This window comes from Streptomyces sp. NPDC089799, from assembly GCF_040684755.1.
Taxonomy (GTDB): Bacteria; Actinomycetota; Actinomycetes; order Streptomycetales; family Streptomycetaceae; genus Streptomyces.
In genome coordinates this window covers 26,971-47,411 of the sequence record NZ_JBFBGR010000046.1, presented here as the reverse complement: position 1 = coordinate 47,411, position 20,441 = coordinate 26,971, and the positions used below count along the sequence as shown (strand labels likewise).

Here is a 20,441-nt window from a genome sequence, read left to right as displayed (position 1 = left end):
GCCCGGTGCGTGCGCTCACCGCCGCCGATCCCGCCGCGATCGGTGGGCACCGGCTGCTCGGCCGCCTCGGCTCGGGCGGTATGGGGACGGTGTACCTGGGCCGGTCCCCGGCGGGCAACCTGGTCGCCGTGAAGGTCATCCGCGCCGACCACGCGGCGGACCCGGCCTTCCGCGCCCGGTTCCGCCGCGAGGCGACCGCCGCCGGGCGGCTGACCGGACGGTGGGTCGTGCCGGTGGTCGCCGCCGACCCGGAGGCCCGCGAACCGTGGCTGGCCACCCCGTTCGTCCCGGGCCCCTCGCTCGCGGAGGCGGTCGCCGCGTACGGTCCGCTGCCGGCCGGGACCGTACGGACGCTGGGCGTGCGGCTCGCCGAGGCGCTGGAGCAGGTGCACTCGGCCGGGCTGGTCCACCGGGACGTCAAGCCGGGCAACATCCTGCTCGCCCTGGACGGCCCGCGCCTGATCGACTTCGGCATCGCCCGGGAGACGGGGTCGACCGCTCTGACGTCCGCGGACGCCGTGGTGGGCACGCCGGGCTACCTGGCGCCCGAGCTGGCCAGGGCGGGTGCCCCGGCGCCGGAACCCGCGAGTGACCTCTTCTCGCTGGGCTGCGTCCTGGCCTACGCGGCGACGGGCCGCGGGCCGTTCGGCGGCGGGCATCCCGCGGCGGTGGTCTTCCGGACCATCCACGAGGAACCCGAACTGGACGAGGTTCCCGAGGAGTTGCGCCCCGCGATCGCCTCCTGCACGGCCAAGGACCCGGCATCCCGCCCCACCCCGGCCGAACTGCGCGTCCTGCTCGGGGGGAGCGGCGAGGCCGTCGAGCCGGCCGACGCCGCCCCGGACGTGGCCGACCGTGTCCAGCCCGTTTCGGGCGAACTGCACGCCCTCCCCGGTGCGCCGGGCACTGCGGGGAGCGTGGCGGACAGTGAGGACACCACCGGAGCGGCCGACGCCGTCCCGGAGCCGGAGCCGGAACGTGGTTCTGCGGCCCTCGGAGGCCCCGCCGCGCCCACGGTCGGGCCGACCGCCGCGCCGACGGTGGGGCCCGGGCCGGGGCCCGTCGCCGGTCCCCGGCCGGCTCCGGTGCGGCCCGCGCCGCCGGCGGCGGACGCGCCCACGGCCGGGCGGCCGGCCCCACCGGTGCCCGTGGCGCCCGACCCGGGCGCCGGGCAGGCCCCGCCGCCGGCGGCCGCCCACACCCCGACCGCGCCGAACGCCCCGGGGCCCTCCGCCGCCCCGCCACGCGCCGTCCCGGACACCGTCGAGGACGCCGCCGATGCCGCCGGTCCCGCGTACGGAACGGCGGGGGACTGGCTGCCGCCCGGGCTCCGGCGGCTGATCACCGAGCGGTCCACGCGTGCGCTCGACCTGCCCGCGCCTGAGGTCACCCGGGCGGACGGCATTCCCGGCGCGGCCGTGGAGGGCGTGGAGGGCGTACCGGGCGGGGAGGCCCCGCGTACGGCGCTGAGCCGGAGGCGGTTGTTCGCGTTCGGCGGGGCCGCGCTGGCGGTGGCCGCCGTACCGGCCGTACTCCTTCGCGGCGGAGGTGGCGCAGGCGGCGAGGCCGGTGCCGGCCAGGGCAGCACGGGAACGCGGGACCTGCCCGTCTTCGCGCTCGGGCTGCAGGCCGATCTGACCGGGCCCGGCAAGGCCACCGGCCAGGCACACGAGCGTGGTGCGCGGCTGGCCGTGGAGGACCACAACGCCCGGCCCGACGCCCTGTTCCGGTTCGTGCTGAAGGTCGCCGACGATGCGGGGGACGCCGCCCGCGCCGAGCGGGTGGCACGGGAGCTGGCCGCCGATCCGGCCGTCACCGCAGTGCTCGGCCCGACCTGGGACGCCGCCCTGGGCACCGTCGCGGGCGTGTGCGCCGCTGCCGACCTCGCCCTGCTGCCGGTGTCGGTCGACAGCCCCGAGAACGCCGCGTCCACGTGGCAGACGCTGTGCCTGACCCGCCCCGCCGACGTCCAGATCAGCTTCCCGATCATCCACTACCTCTCACAGGTCCGGCCCTCGCCCCGGACGGCCGTGGTCGAGGACGAGGCCGGCGGGCGGACCGCCTGGCGGATCAGCCAGTTCATGCAGCAGGCCCCGCCTGCCCGGGGCACCGTGACGGTGCACCGGGTACCGGCGGCCGGCAGCGGCTCCGACATCGGCGCGGCCGCGGCGGCCCTGACCGCGGCAGGGGCCGATGCCGCCGTCCTGACCTCGAACTCACCCGAGCGCGCCGTCCGGTTCGCCCGGGCCCTCGCCGACGCGGGGTTCCGCGGGCCACGCGTCGGCATCCAGCAGGTCATGGAGCCGGGCTTCCTCGCCGACGCCGGCCGGGCGGCCGAAGGCTGGGTGTTCGGCGCGCTGTTCACCGACCCGCTCGCCGTGCCCGCCGCCGCCCGGTTCACCGCCGCGCACCGGAAGGCGTACGGGGCACCGCCCGCCCGCTGGGCCACCGAGGCGTACGACGCGGTGGGCCTGGTCGCCACCGCCCTCGCGGCGCTGACGGAGGGAGGACGGGACCGGTCGGGCCTGTCCCGGCGGATCTTCCGCACCCCCTACCGGGGCCTGGCCAAGACCCTTGAGCACGACCCCACGAGCCGTTCGCTGATCGACGGCCGGCTGGGCCACCTCTACAAGGTCACCTCGGGCGCGTACCGCTACCTGGGGATCTACGCCGACGTCCGCACCGACTCCTGAGCGCTGCTCACCCGAGCGCTGCTCACCCGTTCGTCCAGGCCAGGAGCCGTTCCACCGGCCAGGTGTTGACCACCCGCTCCGCCGGCACCCCGCACTCCTCGGCCCGGGCGCAGCCGAGGACCTGCCAGCTCAGCTGCCCCGGCGCGTGCGCGTCGGTGTCGACGGAGAACAGCACGCCCGCTTCGACCGCCTGCCGGAGCAGCCGGCGCGGCGGATCCAGCCGCTCCGGGCGGCTGTTGACCTCCACGGCGGTGTCCGCCTCCGCGCACGCCGCGAACACCGCCTCCGCGTCGAACTCGGACTCCGGCCGCCCGCGCCCGGTGACCAGCCGGCCCGTGCAGTGCCCCAGCACGTCCGCGTGCGGGTTCCGTACCGCCGCCACCATCCGGCGGGTCATCGCCCGCTTGTCCATCCGCAGCTTGGAGTGGACCGACACCACCACCAGGTCCAGCCGGTCCAGCAGTTCGGGTTCCTGGTCCAGCGCGCCGTCGTCGAGGATGTCGCACTCGATCCCCGTGAGCAGCCGGAACGGTGCCCAGGACGCGTTCAGTTCCGCCACCGCGTCCAGCTGTTCGCGCAGCCGCTCCGGGGAGAGTCCGCGCGCCACCGTCAGCCGTGGCGAGTGGTCGGTGAGGACCGCGTACTCGTGGCCGAGTCCGATCGCGGCCCGTGCCATGTCCTCGATGGTGCTGCCGCCGTCCGACCAGTCCGAGTGCAGGTGGCAGTCGCCGCGCAGCGCGGCCCGCAGTTCCCCTCCCCGTCCGCCGGTGGCGAGCGGTGTGTCCGTCTCCGCCTCCAGCTCGTCCTCCAGGTGCTGGAGGTACTCCGGGATCCGCCCGGCGACCGCCTCCGCGATCACCCCGGCGGTCTTCGGCCCGATCCCCTTGACGGCCTCCAGGGTGCCGGCGGCGGCCCGTGCGGCGGCCTCCCCCTCCGGCATCCCGGCCACCCGGGCGGCGGCCGTACGGAAGGCCTGCGCGCGGTAGGCCGGAGCCTGGGCGCGTTCCAGCAGGAAGGCGATGCGCCGGAGCGCGGCCACCGGATCCATCGGCGCCTCCTGCCTCCCGCCCGGCGCGTACGCCGGCGGCGGGCACGTGCGTTCTCGCAGTCCCGGATGCGTTCTCGTGGTCCCGCGAGCGTCTTCGCAGTCCTGCGTACGTCTTCGCAGTCCCGCGTGCGTTTTCGCAGTCCAGGGTCCCACCGGTGGACCACTGGTGCATGATGGCGATCATGCGCGCACCCATCGGCCCCTTCGAGAACGCCCGCCCCGCCCCCGAGTGCCTGGACGAGCTGACCCCTCCGGTGGCGGACGCGGTCCGCTCCTGGAACGGCACCGTTCCCGCCGGGCAGATCGTCTACGTCGACACCGACCCCGCCATCGCCGACACCGCCGCCTTCGTCGCGCACTACGGCGAGGAGCTGCTGGAAGCGTCGGCGAACTGCGTGATCGTCGCCGCCCGGCGCGGCGGCGAGACCTCCCTGGCCGCCTGCCTGGTCCCGTCGGGCGCCCGCGCGGACGTCAACGGCGCGGTGCGCCGCCGGCTGGGCGCGCGCAAGGTGTCCTTCGCGCCGATGGACACCGCGGTGGAGGGGACGGGGATGGAGTACGGCGGCATCACCCCGATCGGGCTGCCGGCCGACTGGCCGCTGCTGGTCGACCCGGCCGTGGCCGACATGGAGTACGTCCTGGTGGGCAGCGGCCGCCGGCGCGGCAAGCTGATCGCCCCCGGCAAGCTGTTCGCCGAGCTCCCGGGTGCCGAGATCGTCGCCGGGCTCTCCCTGGGGTGACCGCCCGCCGCCGTCCGGGATGCGGGGTCCGGGCGGCCGCAGGAAGGTGGTGCCATGGGTATCGAGGAGTACGGCGGCGGGACCTCGACGCAGTCCGGGGTCCTGGTCGTGACGACGAACGACGCGCCCGGATACCGCGTCCAGCAGGTCATCGGCGAGGTCTTCGGGCTCACCGTCCGGTCCCGGCACATCGGCAGCCAGATCGGGGCGGGCCTGAAGTCCATGATCGGCGGCGAGCTCAAGGGGCTGACCAAGACCCTGGTCGAGACCCGCAACCAGGCCATGGAGCGGCTCATCGCGCAGGCGCGGGCCAGGGGTGCGAACGCCGTGCTGATGATGAGGTTCGATGTGACCGACGCGGCCGACGTGGGCACCGAGGTCTGTGCCTACGGCACGGCCGTGGTCCTCGTCGCCGACCCCTGAGCGGGGCACTCACCGCACGGGTCCGGATCCGGGAGGCCGGGTCGCCGGAGCGTGCCTGCCCGGATGAGCCCTGCCCGGATGAGCCCCGCCTGGATGAGCCCTGTGCGGACGAGCGCTGCCCCGACGGGACCTGCCCCGACGGGAGCCGGCCGTACGCGACCCGCCCCGACGCGAGCTGACCGTACGGGACCTGCCCGGACGGGCCCGTCCCCGACGTCCGGGTGCGCGGCGGAAACCCGGTGAAAAAACTTCGGCAACGGCGGCAACCTCCCGGGGGGTCGCACGTCGTGGGGGGTGAAGGGCGCGATCCGGCGTCCTTGTACCCCGACCCGGGAGCAACACCGTGCACAACCTCAAGCGCGCAGTCCTCACCGCCGCCGTCGCCACCGCACTGGCCGCCGTGGCCGTGCCGGCGTCCGCGGCCTCCGGGCCGAGCGCCACCCCCTCGCCCGCCCCGACGGCGGTGCCGAGCACCCCGCCCAGCGCGACCCCGTCCGCCGCGCCGTCGGCGGTGCCCAGCGTGCCGCCGAGCCGCAAGCCCACCCCGAGCCCGAGCAGCCCCGGCGGCGCGGGCAGCGCCAAGCCGACTCCGGTCCCGAGCATGCCGCCGGGCACCGATCCGTCCGCCGTCCCGTCCCAGGCCCCCACCGCGGTCCCGTCCGCCGCTCCCTCCGGCAACCCCGAGCTCGCGCATACTGGGGGATCCGGCGCCACCAACGCCGCCATAGGCGCCGGTGCCGTCGGCCTGCTCGGGGCCGGGGCCGGGACCCTGTTCCTCGTCCGGCGGCGTTCCCTGCGCTGACGTGCTCGACCCGAGGAACCCCGTGCTGCACCACGCCCTGCCGTTCCGCCCCGCCGCGCCCGGATTCCTCCGGGCGCGGCCCGGCGGGCGGCGGGGCGTGCGCGCCGTCCTGCGCGGAGCGCTGCTGCTGATGCTGGGCGGCCGCGAGCCCGCCGCCCCGCCCGCACCCCCGTACGCGGACCCCTGTGCACCCCCGTACGCGCCCGTCCACCCCCACGGCCACGGCCACGTGCACGGGTACGACGACCCGCGGCCGCCCACCGTGACCGGGCTCTACCACGCGCACCGGCTCTCCATGGTCCGTCTCGCGGTGCTCCTGGTCGATGACCTCGCCACCGCCGAGGACGTCGTCCAGGACGCCTTCACCGCCCTCTACCGGCGCCACGGCGAGCACATCGCCGAAGTCGACAACGCGCTCGGCTACCTGCGGACGGCGGTGGTCAACACCTCCCGTTCGGTGCTCAGGCGCCGCCGGACCGTCCGGGCCTGGACACCGCCCCCGCCGTCCGACGTCCCCTCGGCCGAGGACCACGTGGTCATCGACGAGGCGCACCGCGAGGTGCTCGCCGCGCTGGGCGAGCTCACCCCGCGCCGCCGCCAGGTGCTGGTCCTGCGCTACTGGGCCGATCTGAGCGAGGCGGAGATCGCCGAGACCCTGGGCATCAGCCGGGGCGCGGTCAAGTCGAACGCCAGCCGCGCCCTGGACGCGCTGGAACGGATCCTGGAGGGACGGATATGACGGCCGACGGCGAACGCCCCGTGGAGCGCCGGCTCCGGCAGGCGCTGGAGGCCCGCGCGGATTCGGTGACCGTACGGGACCTGCGTCCGGCGCTGCCCCCGCGGATGACGGCCCGGCAGAGCCTGTGGTGGCGCCGGACCCCGCTGCTCCGAGCCGGGCTGGCCGGACTCGCCGCCGCCGCCGTGGCCGGAGCGGCTTACCTGGGCTTCGCCCCGGACCCGCCCGCGCCGCGTCCCGTCCCGCCGGCCGCCCCGCCCAGCCTCGCGCCGACCGGCCCGGAGCCGGGCGCGTCGAGCCCCGTCCCGGAGCCCTCCGCACCGTCCTCGCTCACGCCCCCTTCGCGTACGCCGACTCCGCTGCGCTCGGACCCGCCGAGCGCGCCGCCCCCGAGCACGTCCCCGACCGCGACGCCGGGTGCGAGCCCGAGCGGCTACCGGGGCGGCAGTCCGAGCCCCGGCCGGGGGACGCGGGTCACGCCGACTCCGGGGGGCCCGGGCGGCGCCACCAGTGCCGTGCCCGGGACGGGCCCCAGCGCGACCCCCAGCAGCGTGCCGTCCGGCTGACGCGATCAGGGCCGGCGCGGGTTCCCGGGCCGGAGCCCCGGCCCGGGAACACGCGGCCCGGTGGCCCGGCCGGGCCGGATCGTGTCACTCGTAGCGGTGCAGCAGTGATTCCCGTTCGTCCTGCCGGACCTGCTCCAGCGTCAGACCGGGCAGGCGCGGGTTGAGGTGCGAGAGGGTGATCTCGGCGGAGCTCGGCACGGCGTCCTCGGGGAGCCAGTTCCCGGGCTGCCAGGCGTCGCTGCGCAGGAGCGCCTTGGGGCAGTGCTGGTAGACGTCCTCCGCGTCGATCACGATCGCGCTGCGCGGCGGCTTGCCGACGGCGGTCAGCTGCTCCAGCAGGCGCGGGTCGGTGGTGACGCAGGCCCGGCCGTTCACCCGCAGCGTGGACGGCCGCCCGGGGACCAGGAAGATCAGGCCGGCCCGGCCGGTCTCCACGATGTTGTGCATGCTGTCCAGCCGTCGGTTGCCGGTGGCGTCGGGGACGGCGAGCGTGCACTCGTCCAGTACGGAGACGAATCCGGCCGGCCCGCCCCGCGGGGTCACGTCGCAGCTCCCGTCGGCGCCGGCGCTGGCTATGAACACCAGGGACGAGCGGGCGATGAAGGCGCGGGCGGCGTCGTGGATCCGGTCCACGGCCTTGTGCTGCGCCGCCTCGCCGGGCGGGGCGTAGATCTCCCGGAGCTGTGCCGTGTCGCGCAGGGCGTCGGCGGCGATGGCCTCGAATGTGCGGCCGGCCGGCCGCGGCTTGGTGGTCACGTACCGGCAACCTATCCGATTGCCGATCTTGAGGGAACGCTCAGCGGACGCCCGACGGATGTTCGGTGGACGCCTGTCGGGCGTTCGGTAGACGCCCGGCCGGTGACCGGTGGACATCAGGCGGGCGTCCGGCGGGTGACCGTGGACATCCGGCGGGCGTCCGGACGCCCGCCGGTCCGGGCGCCCGGCCGGTGCTCAGCGGTCGCCGGACATCCCCTGGCGGGCCACCGCCTCCGCCCCCAACTGTTCGACGGCGGTGACCAGCGGGGCCAGTTCCGGCGTCCGCGCGGCCGCGTCGAGCGCCTCGCGGAGCGCGGCGGCGTTCGTCGGGCGGGCGGCCCGCAGGAGGTCCAGCCCGGCCCCGCTCACGTTCGTGTAGATGCCGCGGCGGTCGGTGGGGCAGAGGTAGCGGGCGAGCAGGCCGCGCTCCTCCAGCCGGGTCACCAGCCGGGTGGTCGCGCTCTGGCTCAGCACCACGGCGTCGGCGACCTGCTTCATCTGCAGGTGGCCGCCCGGTCCGTCGTGCTGCCGGCTGAGCACGTCCAGCAGGGAGTACTCCCGCACGCTCAGTCCGTGAGCGGTCTGCAGGGCCCGCTCGATGTGCGACTCGATCCGCCCGTGCAGCAGGGAGAGGGCGCACCAGCCCTGGGAGAGCCCGGTCAGTGCGCTGTCGGTTGCGGTCATGGCTCCAGAATAGGCCACCAACGCAATAGCCCGCGCTTGCAAATATCCCGCGTGTGCAATTAATGTGGACGCATGCAAACGGCGAACGCATGCAATCCGTGCGCGCCCCCTGCTCCTCGCCACCCCGCCAAGGACCCCTCCATGCCCCTCGCACTCCTCGCACTCGCCATCGGCGCCTTCGGCATCGGCACCACCGAATTCGTCATCATGGGCCTGCTCCCCGAGGTCGCCGCCGACTACGGGGTCTCCATCCCCGCCGCCGGCCTCCTGGTCACCGGCTACGCCCTCGGCGTGGTCCTGGGTGCCCCGCTGATGACCGTCCTCGGCACCCGCGTCCCCCGCAAACGCATGCTGATGCTGCTGATGGGCCTCTTCATCGCCGGCAACCTGCTCTCCGCCCTCGCACCCACCCTCGGCGCGATGCTGGCCGGCCGCGTGGTCGCCTCCCTCGCACACGGCGCCTTCTTCGGCATCGGCTCCGTGGTCGCCGCCGGACTCGTGGCACCGCAGAAGAAGGCCGGCGCCATCGCCGCCATGTTCACCGGCCTGACCGTCGCCAACGTGGTCGGCGTCCCCCTGGGCACCCTCGTCGGCCAGACCCTCGGCTGGCGGATCACCTTCCTGGCCGTCTCCGCGCTCGGCGTCCTCGGCCTGCTCGGCATCGCCCGCCTGGTCCCCGACCTGCCCCGGCCCGAGGGCGTCCGGGTCCGGCACGAGCTGGCCGCGTTCCGCAACGTGCAGGTGCTGCTCGCCATGGCGATGACCGTCCTCGGCTTCGGCGGGGTCTTCGCCGCCATCACCTACCTCGCCCCGATGATGACCGAGACGGCCGGCTTCGCCGACACCTCCGTGACCTGGCTGCTCGTCCTCCTCGGCCTCGGCATGGTGGCCGGCAACCTGATCGGCGGCCGGTTCGCCGACCGCGCCCTGATGCCCCTGCTGTACGGGTCCCTCGGCGCGCTCGCCCTGGTGCTCTCCCTGTTCACGCTCACGGCCCACGGCCGGCTCACCGCCGCCCTGACCCTGTTCCTGATCGGCGCCCTCGGCTTCGCCACCGTCCCGCCGCTGCAGAAGCGAGTGCTCGACCAGGCCGCCGCGGCGCCCACCCTGGCCTCCGCGATGAACATCGCCGCCTTCAACGTGGGCAATGCCCTCGCCGCCTGGCTCGGCGGCCTGGTGATCGCCGCCGGGCTGGGCTGGACGGCCCCGAACTGGGTCGGCGCCGCCCTCGCCGCCGCCGCGCTCGCCCTGGCCGTGCTGTCCGGCGCCCTGGAGCGCCGTACGGCCGGCCGCCCCGGCAGGATCGTCGCCGGCGGAACCCCGGCCCGGGCGTCCGCCGCCACGGCCGGCCAGGCCGCCGCCACGACCGGCCCGGCCGTCGCCCCCGGCCCCGTCCCCGCGTCCGCCGGCGCGCCCCGCGGGACCGCCTGACGGGCCCGCCCGGAGTCGCGCCGTCCCGCCCCCCGTGCGAGGTTGGTACGTACGGGGGACGACGCGGCCCTCCGGCCGCCCGGGCACCTGTCCGGGAGCCCGTCCGGAACGTGACGGGGCTCGTCGAGGACCAGTGCAGGGCTCGTCGAGGGGTGCTCGGTCGAAGCATGCGGCAATTCGGGAAACGGCACCGCAAGGGCCATCCGACCGCGACGGCCACCGCCGCCGCGGTGCTCCTCCTCGCCCTCCCCGGCTGTACGGCCGCCGGCTCCGACAGCAGCGGCGGATCCCCGGCCGCGCCGGGCCGCGCCACCGCCCCTCCGGCCTCGCAGACCGCACCGGAAACCCTGGCCGCCCCCACCGCGACGGCGCCCCCACCGTCACCGACCCCGACGTACCCGCTGTCGACCGCCCCGCAGACCGTCCCCGCCGTACGGGAACACACGCCGGCCCGCGGCCCCGGCTGGCGGCCCGCCGGCGGAGCCAGGGTGCTCGTCGCCGCCGACAGCCCCGGCCTCACCGACGAGGCGAAGCTGACGGCGACGGAGCTCGGGCTGGCCTTCGGCGGCACCGCCCCGCCCAGGCGCGGGGACGTGACCCTCGACCTCGACGCCGCGGTGCCGGGCGCCACGACCCCCGAGTCGTACGCCCTCACCGTCCACGACGGACAGGTGAAGATCACCGGCCCCGACGAGGCAGGGGTCTTCTACGGCACCCGCACCCTCAAACAGGCCGTCAAAGCCGCAGGATCGATCGGCGAGGGCACCGTCCGCGACCGGCCCGCCAAACCTCAGCGCGGCCTCAACCTGGACATCGCCCGCAAGCACTTCACCGCCGGGTGGATCGAGGACCGGCTGCGCACCATGGCCGACCTCAAGCTCAACCAGCTCGGCCTGCACTTCTCCGACGACCAGGCCTTCCGGATCGAGTCCACCAGCCATCCCGAGATCGTCTCCACCCCGCACCTGACCAAGGCCGAGGTGCGGCGGATCGTCGCCCTCGCCCGCAGCCTGCACATCGACGTGGTCCCCGAGATCGACTCGCCCGGGCACCTCGGAGCCGTGCTCCGCGCCCACCCGCAGCTCCAGCTGCGGAACGTGAACGGGAAGGCCGTCCAGGGCGCCGTGGACATATCGAACCCGGCGTCGGCCCGGCTCGTGGACGAGCTGCTGCGCGAATACCTCCCGCTGTTCCCCGGCGGGGCCTGGCACCTGGGCGCCGACGAGTACCAGGCGCTGGTCGTCCGCAACCCCGAGGCGTCCTTCCCGCAGCTCGCGGCGGCCGCCCGGCAGCGGTACGGCGCCGGCGCGAAGGTGCAGGACCTGGCCACGGGCTGGCTGAACGACCGGGCCGACGTGGTCCGCCCGTCCGGCAAACAGCTCAAGGCGTGGAACGACGGGTTCTTCCCCGGCGGGGTCACCGCCCCCGCCCGCGACATCCAGGCCGAGTACTGGACCGGCAAGGAGATCGGCGCCCGCCCGCCCACGGCCTATCTGGCCGAGGGCCGCAAGGTGGTCAACCTCAACGACGAGTACCTCTACTACGTGCTCGGGGAACCGAACCAGTTCACCTACCCCACCGGCCGCAGGATCTACGAACAGTGGACCCCGCTGGTGCTGCGCGGCACCAGCCCGGTGCCCGCCCGCTACCAGCCGCAGATACTCGGTGCCCGGCTCGCGGTCTGGGCCGACCGCTCCACGGCACAGACCCAGGCCCAGGTGGCCGCGGGCATCCGGATGCCACTGGCCGCCCTGGCCCAGAAGGTGTGGGACGAGCGGACGCCCCGGCCGACCTGGAACGAGTTCACCGCCCGGGTCGGCCGGGTCCTCGGCGGCGCGTCCTGACAGGGGGAGGGCCTGACGGGACGCGCCGCGCCGGACCGGGGCCCGGGCGGGTCGGTGGACCCCGGTGACCCGAGGGAGCCGACCCGGGGGAGCCGACCCGGGGGAGCTGATCCGGGGGAGGGTCAGCGGCCCTCGGTGATCTGCGGGGCCGGCTCGTTCTTGAAGTTCACCGAGCCGAAGTTGGCCGCGACGGCCTTCTCCCAGGACCCGTCCTGGACCATCTTGCGGAGCGCCGCGTTGATCTTCGTCTGAAGGTCGGTGTTGCCCTTCTTCAGACCGATGCCGTAGTGCTCGTTGCTCAGCTTCAGCCCGGTGAGCTTGAACTTGCCCTGGTTGATGTCCTGCGCCGCATAGCCGGCGAGGATCGCGTTGTCCGTGGTCATCGCGTCCAGGACGGACTCCTTGAGCGCGACCACGCACTCCGAGTAGCCGCCGACCTCGGTGATGCCCGCCTTCGGGGCCAGCTTGGTCCGGACGTTCTCCGCGGAGGTGGAGCCCGTGACGGAGCAGAGGTTCTTGTTGTTGAGGTCCTCGGCCTTGTTGATGCCGGACTCCGTGGAACGGACCAGCAGGTCCTGGTGGGCCACGAAGTACGGACCGGCGAAGTCCACCTTGGCCTTGCGCTTCTCGTTGATCGAATAACTGGCGACGATGAAGTCGACCTCGTTCTGCTCGATCATGAGCTCCCGGTCGGAGCTGTAGACCTGCTTGAACTCGATGTGGTCCGGCGCGTAGCCGAGCTCCTTGGCGACGTACCGGGCCACGTCCACGTCGAATCCGGAGAACTTGTCGCCGGGCTCCCGCAGGCCGAGTCCCGGCTGGTCGAACTTGATGCCGATCTGGATCATCGGCTTGTCTTCGTCGCCCGGCAGCAGGCCGCATCCGGCGGCGCTCAGAACGAGGGCGGTCACGGCAGCGACCGCACCAACCTTGGGAACCTTCATCATGGACTCTCTGTCTTACGGAACGTGGCTTCTGAGGAAGCTAGAAAGGCCATGAAGACAGCGTCACTAGTTCTGAGGAAAACTTGAGGATAACGATCCGGTGTGGCCGAAAGATCTACGGCCGCGGCGGGTCGTGAACGGAGGGGACACGATGGCGGGATCCGTACGGATCGAAGGCAACGCGCTGCTGCTGGGAGACGGGGCGCAAGTCCGATTCATCAGGACATTGCGGCTCCCCGAGACGGGAACACATCCCCTTCCGCCCGGATTGGGGGAATTTCCGCTGCGCCGGATCGAGGACTGCCCGGGCCCGGTCCCCGAGGAATGGCGGGCGCGCGGTGGCGTGATCCTGCCCGTGTACCTGCGCGAGGCGATGTGGATGGCCTTCGGCGGCAGCCGGGAGCCCACCGCGCTGCAGATCGGCGTGGGCAAGGTGTGCGCGGTGTCGGGGGAGCGGTGGACCGGCCGTCTGGCCCGCCGCCCGCAGAACTACGTGGTGCTGCCCCGGCAGCCCTGGCTCGACGGCATCAACTCGGGGAAGGGCACCGTCCGCCAGTTCGTCGCCGTACCGCTCGGGATGGGCGCGACGGTGGAGGGCCAGGTGACCGGCGAGGAGACCACCGGCGGCGTACAGCTCCAGGCCTTCCCGCTGAACGACGCCCGGCTCGCGGAGTGGCGCGCGGACCAGCGCCGCGCGGCGGCGGACGCGCGGACGGCCGGCGGCCCGCCGTTCCCCCCGCCCTTCCCCCCGCCGGTCCCGCCCTTCGGGCCCAACCCGCCCGGCGCGGCGGGTGCCCCCGGCGGCCCCCTCCCGCCCGGTGCCCCCGGGGGCTACGGCGCCCCCATGCCGATGGCGGCGCCGCCCGCGCCCGCCGCCATGGCTGCGCCCGGCTGCGCCCCGGCCCCCCGGGCGGCGGCCGCACCGGCGCCCGCCGCGATGGGACTGGGCGTCGGCGGTTCCATGCAGCAGGAGGTCTACCAGGACGAACGGCCGCTGAAGGACTGGTCGAAGGACCCGGCGGGCCGGGTGTTCGTCCACCTGGTGACCCCGCCCGAGTGGGAGCGGATCACCGGCGAGCCCGCCCCGCCGTCGCCGGTCGACCGGGCCGCGTACACCAAGGCGGGACTGCCCTGGTTCGACTACTACGACGAGGACGCCACGGACCTCGCCCCGACCGACACCCTCGGCGGCGTCAAGCCGGTGGGCAACTGGCTCGGCGACGACCACACCCCGTGGGTGCCCCCGGTCCCCGGCCAGGTCCACCCGCTGGGCGACGCCCCGGGCAAGCCGGTGGCCGACGGCAACTGGTGAGGTGACCGGGCGGCCGGCACCGGCCTCGGCAGTGGTGGTGCCGGGGCCGGCACCGGGCCGCCGTACGGCCCTGCGGGCGTGCTCGTTAGGATCACGCCCGCAGGGTCGTAGCGCAGAGGTCGTCGCGCCAACGCTGCGAGCTGGAGGACGCCGGTTCGAATCCGGTCGGCCCTGCACCCGACCCGCAGCGCCAGGAGCGGCCCGATGAGCGAACGAGTCCCGGTCGGCGGCCCGTCCCGCCAGGACGCCGTCGCCCTGCAGACCGTCCGCCGGTACGCCGTCCCGCGCCGGATGATCGAGGAGGCCACCGCCCGCCGGCTGGCCGGCGACTGGCGCGGCGCCTGCGACTCCGCCGCCGTGGACGTCCTGTTCGACCCGGAGGACGTGGCGCACCGGCACGGCACCGGCACCGCGGCCCTGCTGGCGGACGACCTCCGCCACCTCGCCCCGGACCTGCTGCGCTGGCACGCACCGCGCCTGCGCGGACACTCCACCCTGGAGCCCGGCCGGGTGGTGCTCCTGGCCCGGTACGGTCCGCGCGGCCCGGGCCCGGCGCCCGCGGGCCCCTACCTGTACGCGCGGACCCCGAACACGGCGCAGGGACCCCAGCGGATCCGGCTGTGCTTCGGCACCGTGGACACGGACGCCTGGCGACACGCGCGTGCGGAAGTCCCCGCCGAGCACTGGACGGCCGCCCGGTTCCTGTGGGACGCCCGGCATTCCGCCGGCCTCCGGGCCTCGGCCGCGGCCGGCGGGCCGGGGGACCGGCTGCCGTTCTTCGCACCGGACGGGCGGCCGCTGCGCACGGAGGAGCTGCCCGCACAGGACCCCGGCCCCGCCGACCCGGTGGCGCGCGCCGAATGGAGCGCGGTCCTGCTGTCCGGCGGCGCCCGGGACGAGGCGTGGGCGGCGGCGGGCGTCGACGACCACGGCGACCACGGGAACGGCATCGGGCCTGCCTGCACCCCGGGGTGGCTCCTCTCCTGGCTGCCCGCGGACGTGACCCGGCTGGTGCCGGAGGTCATCCGGCTGGCCGCGGCCGGTGTCGCCGACCGTTTCGCCCTCCACCCGTGGACCGGCCGGTACGCCGTGCTGGAACCCGTCGGTGACAAGGTGCGGATGACCACCCTGACCGGATCGCCGGACGGACTCCCCGACGGCGTGGTCATGCTGCCCGGGTACGCCTGGAGCCGCCTGCCCGACCCCGCGCTGGTCCGGGCCGGCCTGGTCCCGCCCCGGGAACTCCATCCGCTGGTCGCGGCGGCGCTGTTCCCCGCGGCCGGCCCGGCGTCAGGCCCGCCCGGTCCGCCCCCGCCGGCCCCCGTACGGGTCCGCTGCGGCCGGGAGTGGCACGAGATCGGCCACCGGGACGGTGCGCTGCACCTCCCGCACGAGGACGAGCCGCCGACCGGGGACGGGACCGGCTGCCATGCCGTACGCCGCACCTGGACCACGGACCGGGGACGGCTGCCGCGGGCCCTGCAGGCCCAGCGCCAGGACCTGTTCCTCCGGGCCGGACACGGCGACACGCACGGTGTACTCGCCCTGCTCGACGCCGGGTTCGACCCGCGGGCCCACGGCGCCGGCGGCCGCAGCCTCCTCCACGTCCTGCACCTGCTGGACCACGAGCCGCTGCTGCCCCGCCTGCTGGCGGCCGGACTGGACCCGGAGGCCCGCGACAAGCTCGGCCGCACCCCGCTGCTCGCCGCGGTGCACGGAGGGGGTTCGGCGGACCTGGTCCGCGCTCTGCTGGCGGCCGGCTGCCGGATCGACGTGGTCGACGACAGCGGGATGTCCCTGGCCCAGATGATCACCCGTTACCGGCGCACCGACCTGGACTTCCTCGCCGCCCGCCTCGCGGCCGAGTGCCCGGGCATCGGCTCCCGCGCCTGGGACTGGGCCAACGAGCGCCTGGTCACCCACCCCACCCGGGAGGGGTAGCGGGAGGCCGGACCGGGTCCGGCCTCCCGGCCGGGCGTCCACGCCGGTGCACGCCTCGTGCTCTGTTCCGCCCTCTCCCTTCGTCCCTCTCCCTTCCCAAGCGATCAGGGGAGTGCGTTCGCCACCCGCCGGTTGTGGCGCCGCCGCAGCACGTCCCAGGGAATCCACGCCGCCGTGCAGCCGACGGCCATGGCCGTCCACAGCGGCAGGAGGGAGCCGAGCAGCGCTCCGCTCAGGCCCCAGGCCGGATAGGAGAGCACCTCCACCCGGAGCGGAACGTTCGAGGGTCTGAAGAGGACCAGGGGTATGCGTTGTGTCGGGTTCGCGGCCATGACGTGCCGCATGACCACGATGCTGGTGAGCGCGGCGATGAGGATCGCCAGGACGATGCCGATGGCCTGCATGGGGATCTCCTGTCCTGCCAGGGGTACGCCGTTCCGGCGCCACCGCTTCGACCGGGTGTCCAGGAGAACCGGCGGGCGGGCCGTACGTCATGCCCCGGGACGTCGTGGCTTGACACGGGGGAGACCGCGGGGTGCCGGTGGCCCGCCCCGGTGTCCGGACATCGGGATCCGGCCACGACGGCCGCACGCCACTGGCCGGTCCGGGCGCGCCCGCGCTTCACTGCATGCCCATGACACGAGAGAAGATCAGGGGTGCGCTCGGCGGGCTCCTCCTCGCCGCAGGCGCACTCGCGGGGGCTCCCGCGGCCTCCGCTGCGGCCCCCGCCGCGCCGGAGCCGCAGGCCGTCGCACCGGCGTACCCCACCCGGGCCCCGGAGGCCCGCCGCTCACGGGCCGACAGCCCGCGTGTGGACCACCTGCGGGTGGACAGCCCGCGTGTGGACAGCCCGGCCCCGCCGCCCGAGTTCGGCAGCGACTGGCACGACCCGCTCACCGCAGCCCCGCCGGTGCACCGCCCGGCGACCCGGTCCTGCACGCTCACCCTGGCCGAGGCGCAGTTCCGCGACTTCACCCCGTACCGCGGCGGCTACGCCCCGCCCGCCGGGTGCGGCCGCCCCGGCGACTGGGCCGCGGTGGTGCTGCGCCTCGACGGCAAGGTGAAGGGCCGCCAGTACGACCGGCTGGGCAACCTCACCCTCGGCGGGGTCGAGATCCTCCGCACCTCCACCCCCCAGCCCTCGCCCGACGGCATCACCTGGTCCGTCGAGAAGGACGTCACCCGCTACCGCGACACCCTCGCCCGCCCGCAGCCGGTGGAGATGCTCATCGGGAACGTCGTCGACGCCACCTACACCGGGATCATCGACGTCAAGGTCACCCTGACCTTCTACGCCGCCGACGGCCGCACCCCGCCGGCCGCCCCCGCCGGCACTCCCGACCGGGTGCTCCCGCTCACCGGCACCACCCTCACCACCCCGCGCAACACCGAACGCCTCCTCGCGGAGGTGTACGCCACCGGCTCCGGCGGCGGCTGCGAGGAGTACTGGTACATGACCGTGCCGGACCCCGCCCCGTACTCCTGCAAGGCGGCCGACGGCCCGAACCGCGAGGTCCGCATCGCCGTGGACGGCCGCCTCGCCGGCATCGCGGCCCCCTTCCCCACCGTCTGGACCGGCGGCTGGTCGAACCCCTTCCTCTGGTACGTCACCCCCGGCCCCCGCGCCCTGGACGTACAGCCCGTCACCTACGACCTGACCCCGTTCGCCGGTCTCCTCAACGACGGCCGGCCGCATCGCGTCGAGGTCTCCGTGGCCGGCGTACCCGCGGGGCAGGCCGGCTGGAGCACCCCCGTCAACATCCTGCTCTGGCAGGACGAGGCGCGGACCGTCGTACCCGGGGCGCTGACCCGGTACGGGGCGACGGATCCGGCCAACTCCTCCGTGCACACCCCGGGTACGGGCCCCGCTCCGGAGCACCGGCTCGACACCACGGCCGGCCACTCCCTGACCGTCGCCGGATACCTGGACACCTCCCACGGCCGGATCACCACCACGGTCACCCGGACCCTCTCCCACCGCTCCGTCCACCGCTGGACGGACGGCGAGGCACGGGACGCGCTGGAGGCGGCCTGGACCGACCACGAGACCGTCACCGCCGGCCGGAACACCACCCGCACCCTGCGCACCTACACCATGGACGGCGAGACCACCGTGGGCGCCGACGCCCGGCTGCGCACGGTGCTGACCCTCGGGGACCGGGCGGACGTCCGCGCCCTCGACGGAGGCCGCGAGACCTCCCGGACCCGGCTCGACCACCGCTACTCGGGTGACGCCACGTACACCACCGGCGTACCGCGCGACCAGCGGCACGCGGTCGGCACCACCACCGAGCGGTACCGGCTGTACGGGACCGGCGGCTGTCACGACCGGACGGTGTCCACGGCACAGGGCACCGTCACCGAGGACCGGCTGCGCTGCTGAAGGGGCCACCGTGGAACCATGGGGCCGACCGGCTGTGACCGGTCCGGGCGCCGCCGTCGCCGCCCGGTCCCCACAGCCCTTCAGGACCCGATGAACGGAGATCCGCCGCATGTCCATCACCCCCGTCCCGACTGCCGACGCCTACGACGAGTACGGCGAGCGGCTGGCGGTCTGCGAGCTGCAGTTCCGGCAGATCGGCGGCCGCCGCGTGTTCGCCGGGCCGGCCCGGACGGTCACCTGCCACGAGGACAACGCGCTGCTGCGCGAGCTGCTGCACACGCCCGGCGAGGGCGCCGTCCTGGTGGTGGACGGCGGCGGATCACTGCGCACGGCGCTCGTCGGGGACCTCATCGCGGGCGCGGCCGAGGCCAACGGCTGGGCCGGTCTGATCATCCACGGCGCGGTCCGCGACAGCGTGGCGCTCGGCGGGCTGGACCTGGGCGTCAAGGCGCTGGGCACGGTGCCGCGCAAGAGCGGCAAGACCGGGGCCGGCACGGTGGACGGGCCGGTGTCCTTCGGCGGGATCACCATCCACCCGGGGGACACCGTCTACGCCGACGACGACGGCGTGGTGGTACTTCCGGCCAAGGGGTAGCGGAGGCGGCCCGGGCCCCGGGGGTAGGGTGGAACGCCCGGTCTAGGAGGGGAAGTTCGATGAGCGCACTGCGCAAGGGACTGGCCAAGGTCGAGGTGGCGCTGAAGTGGGACCCGAGTCCCGCCGGAGCCCCGCCGCACGACCTCGACATTGTCGCGGCGGTGTACGAGGCCGACGACCGGCCGGGCGCCACCGCGGGAGCCGTGGGCTCCGCCCCCGCCTACCTGGTGCACTTCGGCAAGCGTTCCCCCGACGGCACCATCACCCTGAACCGGGACAGCCGTACCGGCCAGGGCTTCGGCTTCGACGAGGTGATGACCCTCGAACTGGACCGGATGTCGGAGCGGCTGCGCCGGGTCGTGGTCGGTGTGGTCCTCCAGGACACGGGAGCGGCCCGCACCTTCGGCGACGTCCCGGGCACCGTGGTGCGGATCCGGGAGGGCTGGACCGACCTGGTCGAGGACGACTTCTCGGCCGTCGCGGGGGCCTCGGCGGCGACCGTCGCCGAGTTCGTGCGCGGGACCGGCGGGGGCTGGTCGCTCCGGCCGGCCGTCCACGGGTTCACGGCCGGCCCGGAGGAGTTCGCCCGGCTCCTGGGCGCGGTCTGACGACCGCGGCCCCGTCCCCGGCTCCCGTCGGGGCCGGGCCGGGGCCGGGCCGGGCCGGGGTCGTGCCGGGCATCGGCCCTTCGACCGTTCGGCCCTTCGACCGTTCGGCTCTTCGGCTCAGTACGGGCCGTTGACGTTGTCGATCGAGCCGTAGCGGGCGGCAGCGTAGTTGGCGGCGGCCGTGATGTTCGCGACCGGGTCGTACGGGTCCAGGGCCGTGCCCGCGACGTGGTAGGCGCGGAACGTCGGGTCGATCACCTGGAGCAGACCCTTGCTGGGGATGCCGTTCTGGGCGTTGATGTCCCAGTTGTTGATCGCCAGCGGGTTGCCGCTGGACTCCCGCATGATGTTCTTGTGCAGCCCCTGATAAGTGCCCGGAATGCCCTTTTCCTTCATGATGGCCAGGGACTGCTTGATCCAGCCGTCGAGGTTGTTCGTGTAGAGCGTGGTGCGCGTCGAGCGGTCGGCGCGGGCGGCCGGGGCCGCGGCCCGGCCGTCGCCGTTCAGCGTCAGCTTGGTGCCCGGGCGGATCAGTGACGGGTTGGCGCCGATCGCCGCCTTGTTGTCCTCGTACAGCTTCTTCCAGCCGCCCTTGAGGGAGTACTTCTCGGCGATCTTCGACAGGGTCTCTCCGGGTGCCACCGAATGCACGGAGGCGGCTGCCGCCTTCGCCGTGGCCGTGGCTGCCGTCGCGGCCGTGGCGGGGGCGGCCTGGGCGCCGGTCGCGCCGATCAGTGGCAGTGCCAGGGCGGCGCCACCGGTTCCGGCGAAGGCGAATCCGCGGGTGAGCCGGTTGTTCTTGGGGCGGCGGTGCTTACCTTTTCCGGGCATGGCGCAATTCCTCTGGCATTTGGGGGAACCCATCGGGATTGCGGAAAATCTAAACGAGTCTGACCTGCCGGAACAAGGTTTCAATTCCCCGATATGACCGGTCT

The 20,441-nt window shown here is 74.8% G+C and carries 19 protein-coding genes and 1 tRNA gene; 14 read left to right on the top strand and 6 right to left on the bottom strand.

The window, feature by feature from the left end; translation table 11 throughout:
* Positions 1–5: 5 nt before the first annotated feature.
* Complete coding sequence (locus AB0O36_RS33500; RefSeq protein ID WP_365116889.1) at positions 6–2,693, top strand: bifunctional serine/threonine-protein kinase/ABC transporter substrate-binding protein; 2,688 nt, start codon at positions 6–8, stop codon at positions 2,691–2,693.
* A gap of 22 nt (positions 2,694–2,715) precedes the next feature.
* On the opposite strand, the gene AB0O36_RS33495 is transcribed toward AB0O36_RS33500, so the two are convergent.
* Positions 2,716–3,741 carry a PHP domain-containing protein gene (locus tag AB0O36_RS33495; RefSeq protein WP_365116887.1) on the bottom strand — a complete coding sequence of 342 codons (1,026 nt, stop codon included), beginning with the start codon at positions 3,739–3,741 and terminating at the stop codon, positions 2,716–2,718.
* A 182-nt stretch (positions 3,742–3,923) separates the two neighbouring features.
* On the opposite strand from AB0O36_RS33495, the gene AB0O36_RS33490 reads away from it, so the two are divergent.
* The 5 genes from AB0O36_RS33490 to AB0O36_RS33470 all read left to right on the top strand — a co-directional run bounded on the left by AB0O36_RS33490 (position 3,924) and on the right by AB0O36_RS33470 (position 7,008).
* Entirely contained in the window at positions 3,924–4,481 is a 558-nt protein-coding gene (locus AB0O36_RS33490; RefSeq protein WP_365116885.1) for a YbaK/EbsC family protein, read from the top strand.
* A gap of 54 nt (positions 4,482–4,535) precedes the next feature.
* Entirely contained in the window at positions 4,536–4,904 is a 369-nt protein-coding gene (locus AB0O36_RS33485; protein ID WP_365116883.1) for a YbjQ family protein, read from the top strand.
* Positions 4,905–5,247: 343 nt separating this feature from the next.
* On the top strand, positions 5,248–5,706 hold the full coding sequence (locus tag AB0O36_RS33480) for a sortase-dependent protein (protein WP_365116881.1): 459 nt from the start codon (positions 5,248–5,250) through the stop codon (positions 5,704–5,706).
* Between the two features lies 1 nt (position 5,707).
* Positions 5,708–6,445, top strand: a complete 738-nt coding sequence (locus tag AB0O36_RS33475; protein ID WP_365116878.1) for a SigE family RNA polymerase sigma factor — start codon at positions 5,708–5,710, stop codon at positions 6,443–6,445.
* On the top strand, positions 6,442–7,008 hold the full coding sequence (locus AB0O36_RS33470) for a hypothetical protein (protein WP_365116875.1): 567 nt from the start codon (positions 6,442–6,444) through the stop codon (positions 7,006–7,008). Before AB0O36_RS33475 ends, AB0O36_RS33470 begins: the two co-directional genes overlap by 4 nt.
* Before the next feature lie 84 nt (positions 7,009–7,092).
* Here AB0O36_RS33470 and AB0O36_RS33465 read toward each other — a convergent pair whose 3' ends face one another.
* Together AB0O36_RS33465 and AB0O36_RS33460 are read right to left on the bottom strand one after the other, a co-directional pair.
* Positions 7,093–7,764, bottom strand: coding sequence for an MSMEG_1061 family FMN-dependent PPOX-type flavoprotein (locus AB0O36_RS33465; RefSeq protein ID WP_365116872.1), 672 nt, complete (start codon positions 7,762–7,764; stop codon positions 7,093–7,095).
* A gap of 195 nt (positions 7,765–7,959) precedes the next feature.
* Complete coding sequence (locus tag AB0O36_RS33460; protein ID WP_365116869.1) at positions 7,960–8,448, bottom strand: MarR family transcriptional regulator; 489 nt, start codon at positions 8,446–8,448, stop codon at positions 7,960–7,962.
* Positions 8,449–8,589: 141 nt separating this feature from the next.
* Here AB0O36_RS33460 and AB0O36_RS33455 point away from each other — a divergent pair, with 141 nt between their 5' ends.
* Both AB0O36_RS33455 and AB0O36_RS33450 read left to right on the top strand, forming a co-directional pair.
* Positions 8,590–9,879: an MFS transporter gene (locus tag AB0O36_RS33455; protein WP_365116866.1), complete on the top strand. Its 1,290-nt coding sequence runs from the start codon at positions 8,590–8,592 to the stop codon at positions 9,877–9,879.
* A 167-nt stretch (positions 9,880–10,046) separates the two neighbouring features.
* Positions 10,047–11,723, top strand: a complete 1,677-nt coding sequence (locus AB0O36_RS33450) for a glycoside hydrolase family 20 protein (RefSeq protein WP_365116864.1) — start codon at positions 10,047–10,049, stop codon at positions 11,721–11,723.
* Positions 11,724–11,845: 122 nt separating this feature from the next.
* Here the strand turns inward: AB0O36_RS33450 and AB0O36_RS33445 are convergent, their stop codons facing one another.
* Positions 11,846–12,667, bottom strand: a complete 822-nt coding sequence (locus tag AB0O36_RS33445) for a glutamate ABC transporter substrate-binding protein (protein ID WP_365116908.1) — start codon at positions 12,665–12,667, stop codon at positions 11,846–11,848.
* Positions 12,668–12,818: 151 nt separating this feature from the next.
* Between AB0O36_RS33445 and AB0O36_RS33440 the strand changes: the two genes are divergently transcribed.
* From AB0O36_RS33440 to AB0O36_RS33430, 3 genes are all read left to right on the top strand, one after another.
* Positions 12,819–13,979, top strand: coding sequence for a hypothetical protein (locus AB0O36_RS33440; RefSeq protein ID WP_365116861.1), 1,161 nt, complete (start codon positions 12,819–12,821; stop codon positions 13,977–13,979).
* A gap of 101 nt (positions 13,980–14,080) precedes the next feature.
* Positions 14,081–14,153 (top strand) — tRNA-Arg (locus tag AB0O36_RS33435).
* 30 nt (positions 14,154–14,183) lie between these two features.
* Positions 14,184–15,920 (top strand): ankyrin repeat domain-containing protein, encoded by a 1,737-nt coding sequence (locus AB0O36_RS33430; protein WP_365116859.1) that lies wholly within the window; start codon positions 14,184–14,186, stop codon positions 15,918–15,920.
* Between the two features lie 104 nt (positions 15,921–16,024).
* Here the strand turns inward: AB0O36_RS33430 and AB0O36_RS33425 are convergent, their stop codons facing one another.
* Positions 16,025–16,324 (bottom strand): hypothetical protein, encoded by a 300-nt coding sequence (locus tag AB0O36_RS33425; RefSeq protein ID WP_365116857.1) that lies wholly within the window; start codon positions 16,322–16,324, stop codon positions 16,025–16,027.
* 407 nt (positions 16,325–16,731) lie between these two features.
* On the opposite strand from AB0O36_RS33425, the gene AB0O36_RS33420 reads away from it, so the two are divergent.
* The 3 genes from AB0O36_RS33420 (at position 16,732) to AB0O36_RS33410 (ending at position 19,506) form a co-directional block, all read left to right on the top strand.
* The gene (locus tag AB0O36_RS33420; protein ID WP_365116906.1) at positions 16,732–18,303 is read left to right on the top strand and encodes a peptide-N4-asparagine amidase; all 1,572 of its coding nucleotides are present in this window, start codon (positions 16,732–16,734) and stop codon (positions 18,301–18,303) included.
* Between the two features lie 109 nt (positions 18,304–18,412).
* Positions 18,413–18,898 carry a ribonuclease E activity regulator RraA gene (gene rraA / locus AB0O36_RS33415; protein WP_365116856.1) on the top strand — a complete coding sequence of 162 codons (486 nt, stop codon included), beginning with the start codon at positions 18,413–18,415 and terminating at the stop codon, positions 18,896–18,898.
* Positions 18,899–18,957: 59 nt separating this feature from the next.
* Positions 18,958–19,506: a TerD family protein gene (locus AB0O36_RS33410; protein WP_365116854.1), complete on the top strand. Its 549-nt coding sequence runs from the start codon at positions 18,958–18,960 to the stop codon at positions 19,504–19,506.
* A gap of 117 nt (positions 19,507–19,623) precedes the next feature.
* On the opposite strand, the gene AB0O36_RS33405 is transcribed toward AB0O36_RS33410, so the two are convergent.
* Entirely contained in the window at positions 19,624–20,337 is a 714-nt protein-coding gene (locus tag AB0O36_RS33405) for a LysM peptidoglycan-binding domain-containing protein (RefSeq protein WP_365116852.1), read from the bottom strand.
* Between the last annotated feature and the right edge of the window lie 104 nt (positions 20,338–20,441).

Excerpts from the sequence above, each read along its gene's own strand:
- AB0O36_RS33405 (WP_365116852.1), bottom strand. The coding sequence starts at position 20,337 with ATGCCCGGAAAAGGTAAGCACCGCCGCCCCAAGAACAACCGGCTCACC.
- AB0O36_RS33460 (WP_365116869.1), bottom strand. The coding sequence starts at position 8,448 with ATGACCGCAACCGACAGCGCACTGACCGGGCTCTCCCAGGGCTGGTGC.
- rraA (WP_365116856.1), top strand. The coding sequence starts at position 18,413 with ATGTCCATCACCCCCGTCCCGACTGCCGACGCCTACGACGAGTACGGC.
- AB0O36_RS33450 (WP_365116864.1), top strand. The coding sequence starts at position 10,047 with ATGCGGCAATTCGGGAAACGGCACCGCAAGGGCCATCCGACCGCGACG.
- AB0O36_RS33455 (WP_365116866.1), top strand. The coding sequence starts at position 8,590 with ATGCCCCTCGCACTCCTCGCACTCGCCATCGGCGCCTTCGGCATCGGC.
- AB0O36_RS33410 (WP_365116854.1), top strand. The coding sequence starts at position 18,958 with ATGAGCGCACTGCGCAAGGGACTGGCCAAGGTCGAGGTGGCGCTGAAG.
- AB0O36_RS33440 (WP_365116861.1), top strand. The coding sequence starts at position 12,819 with ATGGCGGGATCCGTACGGATCGAAGGCAACGCGCTGCTGCTGGGAGAC.
- AB0O36_RS33445 (WP_365116908.1), bottom strand. The coding sequence starts at position 12,667 with ATGAAGGTTCCCAAGGTTGGTGCGGTCGCTGCCGTGACCGCCCTCGTT.
- AB0O36_RS33430 (WP_365116859.1), top strand. The coding sequence starts at position 14,184 with ATGAGCGAACGAGTCCCGGTCGGCGGCCCGTCCCGCCAGGACGCCGTC.
- AB0O36_RS33425 (WP_365116857.1), bottom strand. The coding sequence starts at position 16,324 with ATGCAGGCCATCGGCATCGTCCTGGCGATCCTCATCGCCGCGCTCACC.
- AB0O36_RS33495 (WP_365116887.1), bottom strand. The coding sequence starts at position 3,741 with ATGGATCCGGTGGCCGCGCTCCGGCGCATCGCCTTCCTGCTGGAACGC.
- AB0O36_RS33490 (WP_365116885.1), top strand. The coding sequence starts at position 3,924 with ATGCGCGCACCCATCGGCCCCTTCGAGAACGCCCGCCCCGCCCCCGAG.
- AB0O36_RS33470 (WP_365116875.1), top strand. The coding sequence starts at position 6,442 with ATGACGGCCGACGGCGAACGCCCCGTGGAGCGCCGGCTCCGGCAGGCG.
- AB0O36_RS33485 (WP_365116883.1), top strand. The coding sequence starts at position 4,536 with ATGGGTATCGAGGAGTACGGCGGCGGGACCTCGACGCAGTCCGGGGTC.